Below are 5,088 nucleotides of genomic sequence, written 5' to 3' on the forward strand. Positions count from 1 at the left end.
CTTCTTACGTCCCTGCGGAGTCCGATCCGCCCGGATCTCGAAATCCACAACACCCCTTGAGCTGAGGTGTTGCAACGACTCCTAGAACCCGCGCACGGTTCGCGGCCCCTTTCGCGCCGCGGTCCTACAGCCGCGCCTTCACTGCGGCCGAAATGCGCGAGCCGTCGGCCTTGCCCGCGGCGAGCCCGGTGGCGATCTTCATGACCTGCCCCATCTGGCGCATGCCGGGACGCTCGCCGATCTCCTCGGCGACCTGCGCGATGGCGGTGTCGGCGATATCGGCGACTTCGGCGTCGGTCAGCTGAGTCGGCAGATACTCATCGATGATGCGCGCCTCGGCGTGTTCGTTCGCCGCCAATTCGCCGCGCCCGGCCTGCGTGTAGACCTCGGCGGATTCGTTGCGCTTCTTCGACTCCTTCTGCAGCACGGAGACGACCTCGGCGTCGGTGAGCTCACGCGCCGCCGAGCCGGCGACCTCGGCGGTCTGGATCGCCGACAGCAGCATCCGCAACGTGGAAAGGCGCAGCGTGTCCTTGGCTTTCATCGCGGCGGTGAGATCCGCTCGCAGCTGCGATTTGAGTTCCGACATGCCGCTCACGGTAGCGGCTCCGGCGCGACGGTCCCACTACATTTGCCGCGCGGCCCGATTTCCCGCCGAGAAAAGGGGCGCTTGTGCGGAAACACACTCGGCGCTCCTGCACGAGGTCACCTATGCTGGGCAAATGCCCGTGATCTCGACCTCTGCTGTACGCACGACCGCGCTGGGAGCCGCCGGGGCCGCGGTGGCCGGAATCGGCTACGCCTCGCTGGTCGAACGCAACGCCTTCGTCCTACGGGAGGCGACCATGCCGGTATTGGCGCCGGGGTCGTCGTCGCTGCGGGTGCTCCACCTCAGTGACCTGCACATGACGCCGGGACAGAAGCTCAAGCAGCAGTGGCTGCGGGAACTGGACCGGCTGGAGCCGGACCTGGTGATCAACACCGGCGACAACCTCTCGCACCAGAAGTCGGTGCCCTCGGTGGTCCAGGCCCTCGGCGGATTGCTCTCCCGCCCGGGGCTTTTCGTTTTCGGCAGCAACGACTATTTCGCGCCGGTGGCGAAGAACCCGCTGAAGTACTTCAAGAAGGACCACCGCCGCACCTACGGCGCCCCGCTGCCGTGGAAAGACCTGCGCGCGGCCTTCACCGAGCGCGGCTGGCTCGATCTGACGCACGTGCGCCGCGACCTCGAGGTGGCCGGTATCCGCATCGCCACCGCGGGCGTCGACGATCCGCACCTGCGGCGCGACCGGTACGACACCGTCGCAGGCGCCCCGAACCCGCTGGCCGACCTGCGGCTCGGCCTCACCCATTCCCCCGAGCCGCGAGTGCTGGACCGCTTCGCCGAAGACGGTTACGACTTGGTCCTGGCCGGGCACACCCATGGCGGCCAGTTGTGCCTGCCCGGCTACGGCGCTCTGGTCACCAACTGTGGGATCGACCGGTCCCGGGTGAAGGGAGCCTCGAAGTGGGGCGAGCACACCCAGCTGCACGTCTCCGCGGGTGTCGGCACCTCCCCGTGGGCGCCGTACCGATTCTGCTGCCGTCCGGAGGCGACCTTGTTGACGCTGGTGGCAGCGCCGCCGAAGCGACCGTCAGCCGACACGGGCCACGGAGTGTCGGCATCGGAGGCCGTCGCCCGCTAAAGTCCCCCGCCGAGACGTGTGGCAGGTAGGGGACAACGGTGAGTGGATTCGACGATCGGCGCGACGACCCGACGATTTGGGGGCGGCCCGCCGGGCCGCCGGGCCCCCGGCAACAACCCCTCCCCGCACCGCATTCCGTGTTTCCACCGGCGGGAGACGACTCCGGCGCCCGGCCACCGGACGCAGGAGCGCCTCCCAGCCGGCCCGGGCAATCCGGTGTCTCGCCGCAGTGGGACCCCTGGCAGCCGGGCGGCTACGACGAACCGGCGCGCCCCCCGGCCACGCCCTGGCAACGCGGCGCGCCGCAGCAGCCGATTTCGAACGAGCCCGACCCGATGTCACCGTGGCAACCGGGAGCCGCGACAGATGGTGGCGGCGGGCCGCTGTATTCCGGGCAGCCCGACCCCGCTACACAGTGGCTGCCGAACCAGGAGCCTGCACCGACACTCCAGTGGCAACCCGGTGAGCAAAGCGAGCCCGTGACATCTCGGTCGTCGGACAGCGATTCGGGCTCGAACACGCCCGCCCAGGCCGAGCCGACCTTGCTCGCCGAGTGGGTCCGCCGCCGCTCCGGGCCGCCGAGCCGCAACGATCCCACCATGTCGGCCCACTCTCCGGGGCAGGCCCCTTCCGACCAGTGGCCGCCGCAGACCCAGCCGGATCCCGGCGCCCACGGGCGCAACGATCCGACGATGCTGGGGCAACCTCTCGGCGCGCTCGACCAGCCCGCGCCCTTCGGCAGCCGGACGCCGAGTCCGCCGCCCGGCTTCGGCGACTCGGCCCCGACCCTGCTCGGCTATCCGAGCGCCGATCAATTCGGCCGACCCGTTCCGACCTCGCAGTGGCAACCCGCGGGCGGGCCGGGGCAGTACGGCGCGCCCGATGGCCGGTATCAGCCCGGCTACGGTCCGCAGGGCGGATTCGGGGGACCGCCACCGAACGGTCCGAACGGGAGCGGCCGAGGCAAGCTCGTGTTGTCGGCCGGTCTGGCGGTGCTGCTGGTGGCCGGTCTCGTGGCCGGGGCGGTAGCCCTGAGCACGATGAAGACGGACGATTCCGCCCGCGACACCGCTCCGTCGATGGTGAACGCGCTCACCACGACGACGGCGGACGCGCCCACCCGCACCACGACCAAAACGGCTCCGACCACGACCGCGCGGGGCTCCGGCGACAAAACGCCGGTCATCCCCGGCTACCAGGTGGTCAGAGCAACCGACAGCGGCGCCGCCTACGACGTGCCCGCCGACTGGACCATCGCGCCGCAAGGCACCATCGGCGGCTTCGGCGAGCCTCCGAACGCCGTCGCGGGGAAAGGCCTGGCCAGCGAGGGCAAGGGCTACTGCCCCGGCTCGACCCGTACCGTCGCTTTCCTCACCGGCTCGGACACCACCGACCCGGGCAAGGCGGCAACCGAACTCGGCACCAGGACCGCCACGCTCGCCTATAAGGCGACGCCCGGCGGCGCACCCGGTCTGCCCATGCCGCTGGCATCACTGGACGGCTCTCAGCACGGCATGTTCGTGGAGACCAAGGGCACCGTCGCCGACGCCAAGCCCGGCTGCGCGAAGGCGTACTCCGTCTATACCGCCGCGTTCCCCAACGACAACGGGAACTTCGTCATGGTGATCGCCGCCGACACGGGCGTCCCGCACGCCCTCGACGCCGATACCGCCAAGCGCATCTTCACCAGCATCCGCCCCCTCGCAGGCTGACTGACCTGCCGGTTTAACGTCTCGCGCCCCCCTGTTGTAAGCTTTTCCAGGTCCACATCACGGGGTGTGGCGCAGCTTGGTAGCGCGCTTCGTTCGGGACGAAGAGGTCGCAGGTTCAAATCCTGTCACCCCGACTCGTGGTTGAGACGACGGGAAGGCCCCTGACCATTACGCATGGTCAGGGGCCTTCTCCGTTGCCGGAGACAGCCGGAGTGCTGCCGATGCCGTAGGCGGCGAACGCCGGTGTTCCGCGGCCGGCGGAACGATCGCGTTCCGCCCGCCTAGTTCCTCCAGACGAGCCTGGGCGATATCGAAAACGGCAACAGCGCGGCCCACGAGCGGGCGTGGAAGCTGCTGAAGGACGGTCGGTTCAAGAAGCAGGAAAGGGGACACAGGGTGGCCAAAAGCCCGTATATCGCCATCACATTGTTCAAGTTCACCTCTGGCGCCGAGAACTACGTACCGCTGTACCGGGAGGATGTAACCCTCATCTACGCGGAATCCGAAGAGGAAGCGCGTGAGCTCACAGAAGCGAATTTCCGGAGTGACGCGGGGACCTATGAGAACGAAGCGGGCGACACCATCACCATCACACCCACAGCAGTGATAGACGTCGTGGCAGCGCTGACTGACGACCTGTCCGAGGGCGGTGACCTGTATTCACGCCACTTCCGTGATTTCGAGGCGTATTCGAAGATGGAGACGCTGCTCGACGAGTAGGCCATCAGCGTGCTCCGGTCGTGCGCGGCGGCGGTGGCGCGAAGAGTTGGACTGGCAGCAGAAGCCCCCGCCGGCCGGACATGCACAGCGGGGGCTCCGCGCATGGCGGTGCCCCGCCGCTTGCGACGAATCCGACACGTGGGTCACTTGCGCCTTTACGGGTAAACGGATCCCATGCGGGAATATCATCGCTGCAGCCCTACTCCCGCAATCGACGAAAGGTCGGCAGATGAGCAAGCCCGTCGATGGCGTGCCCGCGGACAAACCGCTGTCCGGGAAGACCGCCCTGGTCACGGCGGCCTACACCGGAATCGGCAGGTCGGTCGCGAAAACGCTTGCCGCGCAAGGTGCACAGGTCGTCGTGCAGCATCCGCATTTTCCGGAGCCCGCCGCGGAGGTGGTGAAGGAGATCACCGAGGCAGGCGGCTCGGCGCTGGCACTGGCGGCGGACATCGCCGATCGCGGTGAGTACGAGGAACTGGTACAGGCGCTGCTCGACGAAGGCGGCGGCTGGCACCTGCTGGTCAACACCGCGGCGGTACCGGAGTCCGAGCCGTTTCCGAAACTCAGCTCGGAGGCGTTCGACAGCGCTTTCGCGGCGACGGTGAAGGGCGTGTTCCACGGCCTGCAGCTGGCCTTGCAGCACTTGGCCGACGAAGGCCGGATCATCACCGTCTGCGATCCGTCCGACCCGGGCAGCGCGGTGCACGACGCGACGCGCGGCGCGGTCGAGCAACTCGGCCAGGCGGTGGCCCCTGACTTCGTGCCTCGGCGGATCACCGTCAACACGGTCAGCTACGGCATCGGCACGACCGATAACGCTGAACTCGAAACCGCCCTCGCCGCACTGAATCCGGTCGAGCCGGGCGCGGTGGTCGCCTATCTGGCCGGTGACGCGGCCAGCACGGTGAACGCACAGGTGATCCGGCTCGACGGCACCGGCGGCCGGTAGCCCGGCGGCGCGCCCACCG

Annotated in this window: 5 protein-coding genes and 1 tRNA gene; 5 read left to right on the top strand and 1 reads right to left on the bottom strand. The window is 68.8% G+C overall.

From position 1 onward, the window contains the following. Positions 1–124: 124 nt before the first annotated feature. Positions 125–589, bottom strand: a complete 465-nt coding sequence (locus ACFU5M_RS33950) for a GatB/YqeY domain-containing protein (RefSeq protein WP_379055626.1) — start codon at positions 587–589, stop codon at positions 125–127. Between the two features lie 133 nt (positions 590–722). On the opposite strand from ACFU5M_RS33950, the gene ACFU5M_RS33955 reads away from it, so the two are divergent. From ACFU5M_RS33955 to ACFU5M_RS33975, 5 genes are all read left to right on the top strand, one after another. Further along, the gene (locus tag ACFU5M_RS33955; RefSeq protein ID WP_379055628.1) at positions 723–1,685 is read left to right on the top strand and encodes a metallophosphoesterase; all 963 of its coding nucleotides are present in this window, start codon (positions 723–725) and stop codon (positions 1,683–1,685) included. Between the two features lie 479 nt (positions 1,686–2,164). Further along, the gene (locus tag ACFU5M_RS33960) at positions 2,165–3,397 is read left to right on the top strand and encodes a hypothetical protein (RefSeq protein WP_379055630.1); all 1,233 of its coding nucleotides are present in this window, start codon (positions 2,165–2,167) and stop codon (positions 3,395–3,397) included. Between the two features lie 60 nt (positions 3,398–3,457). Next, positions 3,458–3,531 (top strand) — tRNA-Pro (locus ACFU5M_RS33965). A 262-nt stretch (positions 3,532–3,793) separates the two neighbouring features. Next, the gene (locus ACFU5M_RS33970; RefSeq protein WP_379055632.1) at positions 3,794–4,117 is read left to right on the top strand and encodes a DUF4288 domain-containing protein; all 324 of its coding nucleotides are present in this window, start codon (positions 3,794–3,796) and stop codon (positions 4,115–4,117) included. A gap of 229 nt (positions 4,118–4,346) precedes the next feature. Continuing rightward, positions 4,347–5,069, top strand: a complete 723-nt coding sequence (locus ACFU5M_RS33975; protein ID WP_379055634.1) for an SDR family NAD(P)-dependent oxidoreductase — start codon at positions 4,347–4,349, stop codon at positions 5,067–5,069. Positions 5,070–5,088 lie beyond the last annotated feature (19 nt).

Origin of the sequence: Nocardia sp. NPDC057455 (genome assembly GCF_042802775.1) — a bacterium.
In the GTDB taxonomy this organism is placed as follows: domain Bacteria; phylum Actinomycetota; class Actinomycetes; order Mycobacteriales; family Mycobacteriaceae; genus Nocardia.